The organism is Cellulomonas sp. P4_B5_2, from assembly GCF_056402235.1.
In genome coordinates this window covers 1-2,656 of the sequence record NZ_JBFUHU010000417.1, presented here as the reverse complement: position 1 = coordinate 2,656, position 2,656 = coordinate 1, and the positions used below count along the sequence as shown (strand labels likewise).

The following is a 2,656-nucleotide window of genomic DNA, read 5'->3' as shown; positions in this document are numbered from 1 at the left end:
GGCGCGGACCTGCCGACGGCGGGCAGTGTGCGGGTGGCGGGCTGGGACCTCACGGCGTTGACCCGCGCGCAGCGCCTCGCCTACCGGCGTGACGTCGTCGGGTTCGTCCGCCAGCAGACCGCGCGCAACCTCGTGCAGTACCTCACGGCGCGCGGCAACGTCGAGCTGCCGCTCGCGCTGGCCGGCCGCGGGCCGCGAGCCCGTCGTGCCCGCGCCGACGAGCTGCTGGAAACGGTCGGGGTCGGCCACTGCGCCGACCGGCTGCCGTCGCAGATGTCCGGGGGCGAGCAGCAGCGCACCGCGATCGCGGTCGCACTCGCCAACGGGCCCCGGCTCCTGCTGGCCGACGAGCCGACGGGCGAGCTCGACTCCGCCACGGCGCAGGAGGTGTTCGACACCCTGCGGCTCGCGCAGCACGAGGCCGGCGTGACGGTCGTCGTGGTGACGCACGACCCGGCCGTGAGCGACCAGGTAGAACGCACCGTCGCGGTCCGGGACGGCCGGACCAGCACCGAGGTGCTGCGCCGGACGGAGGTCGCGGAGGACGGTGCGTCCCGGGTGATCGCGCAGGAGTACGCGGTCATGGACCGTGCCGGACGCGTCCAGGTTCCCCGCGAGTACCGGGAGGCCCTGGCACTGACGCGGCGGGTACGGCTCGCGCTCGAGGCTGACCGCGTCTCGCTGCTGCCCGACGTGGTCGCCCGGTGAGCGTGGCTCCGGCGCTCATGGTGCGCGGCGTGCGTCGCACGTACGGGACCGGGCACACCGCGGTCCACGCGCTGCGCGACGTGTCGTTCGAGGTGGCGCCGGGGGAGATGGTCGCTCTGGTCGGCCGGTCCGGCTCGGGCAAGACCACCCTCCTCAACATCGTGGGTGGGCTCGACCGCCCGGACGCGGGCGAGGTGGTGGTGCAGGGCGTGGACGTGACCGCGCTCGACGACGACGGCCTCGACGCGCTGCGTCAGCACTCCGTCGCGTTCGTGTTCCAGACGTTCGGGCTGCTGGCGGACCTCACGGCCGCGGAGAACGTGGGCCTGCCGCTGCGGCTGAGGCGGCTCACGGTCGAGGACCGTGAGCGCCGGGTGCGGCTGCTGCTCGACCTCGTGGGCCTCGGCGGGCACGCCGAGCAGCGCCCCGACGAGATGTCCGGCGGTCAGATGCAGCGGGTGGCGATCGCCCGTGCACTGGCGGCGTCGCCGCGGCTGCTCGTGGCCGACGAGCCCACGGGCCAGCTGGACACCGACACCGGCCTGGCCGTGATGGCCCTCATCCGTGGTGTCGTCGAGGCCGAGGGCATGGCCGCCGTCGTCGCCACGCACGACCCCGTGATGATCGCGCTCGCCGACCGGGTGGTGCGGATCGTCGACGGTCACCTCACCGATGCCTGAGCGCCGGGGCTTCCCGGCGGGTCCCGTGGTCCGCCGGGCGGCGGCGCAGTGGCAGCTGCTGGCGGCCGTGCTGGTGGTCATGGTGCTCAGCGGGGCGTTCGTGGGGACCGGGGTGCTGCTGGTCGGCCCAGGTCGCCAGGCCGCCCTGGCCGCCGCGGCGGCGTCCGCCGACGGTACGGGCAGGACGAGCGACGCGACCGGCCTGGGCGCCGCGAGCCGCGCGGACCTGGTCACCGTGACCGCGCGGACCGACGGCGCGTCGGACGACGACCCGCCCGGTGCGACGGCCGTCGTCGACGACCTGCTGCCCGCCCTGCGTGGGGCGCTCGCCCCGCTCGACGCCACGGAGTCGGTCTGGCTCTCGACACCGCCCGCGCGCCTGCCCGGCGCCCCTGCCCGGCTCGCGTACCTGCTGGACGCGGACACCGTCGAGGAGCACGCATCGATCGAGGCCGGGCGATGGCCGGCCGCCTCCGGCGGGTCGGAGGGCGGACCGACCGAGGTCGTCCTGCCGACCACCACCGCGAAGCTCCTCGGGCTGGGCGTCGGAGACCTGCTCAGCCTCGGGTCGACCCCGCTCGTGGTCGTCGGCCTCGTCGAGCGCGACGCGTCCGGTGCGTGGGACCGGGACCGTCTGCGCGGGGCCGGTGCGGACCTCGACTCCGGGTGGCTGCCCCTGTACGGCCCGCTCATCGTCGCCCCGGGGACCCTGCTGGCCGCCGACGCGCCGGTCGGACGGGTGAGCATCCAGGCGGACGCCGACCTCACCGCGCACGTCGACGCCCTGGGCGACGCGGCCGACCGGGTCGCCCGGCTCGGGGCCACCCTGGACCGGGAGGCCGGTGACCGGCTGGCCTCCGTGACGGCGGCCTCGCGCCTGCCGGGCTTCGTCGCGGACGCGCGTCGCCAGCTCGACGTCACCGCCGCRCTGGTCCTCACGACGGTGCTGCTGGTGGCGACGCTGGCCGGAGCCGCGATCGCCCTGCTCACCCGCCTGCTGGCGACGCGGCGCAGCACCGACACCGCGCTCCTGTCCGATCGCGGTGCCAGCCGCTCGCAGCTCGCGGGCGCGGCGGCCGGCGAGGGCCTCGCGCTCGCGCTGGCGGGTGTGGTGCTCGCCGTGCCCCTCGCCGCGGCCGGCTACCTGCTGGTCACGCGCACGGGGCCGCTCGCGGACGTGTGGGCCGCCAGCGGTGCCGGCCCCGCCGGGCCGACCGCGGACGGCTGGCTGCTGGTCGTCGCCTGCGTGGCGGCGGGCACCCTGGCGC

Annotated in this window: 3 protein-coding genes; all 3 read left to right on the top strand. The window is 76.7% G+C overall.

The genetic code is table 11. The features are described 5' to 3' along the window. Positions 1 to 708: ABC transporter ATP-binding protein (locus AC1DUQ_RS20405; RefSeq protein WP_477074488.1), on the top strand; the 708-nt coding region annotated here is incomplete at its 5' end. Between the two features lie 17 nt (positions 709 to 725). Then, positions 726 to 1,388: an ABC transporter ATP-binding protein gene (locus AC1DUQ_RS20400; protein WP_477062774.1), complete on the top strand. Its 663-nt coding sequence runs from the start codon at positions 726 to 728 to the stop codon at positions 1,386 to 1,388. Continuing rightward, a partial coding sequence (locus AC1DUQ_RS20395) for an FtsX-like permease family protein (RefSeq protein ID WP_477074487.1) occupies positions 1,381 to 2,656 on the top strand: 1,276 nt, incomplete at its 3' end. The genes AC1DUQ_RS20400 and AC1DUQ_RS20395, both read left to right, overlap by 8 nt.

Excerpts from the sequence above, each read along its gene's own strand:
- AC1DUQ_RS20400 (WP_477062774.1), top strand. The coding sequence starts at position 726 with ATGGTGCGCGGCGTGCGTCGCACGTACGGGACCGGGCACACCGCGGTC.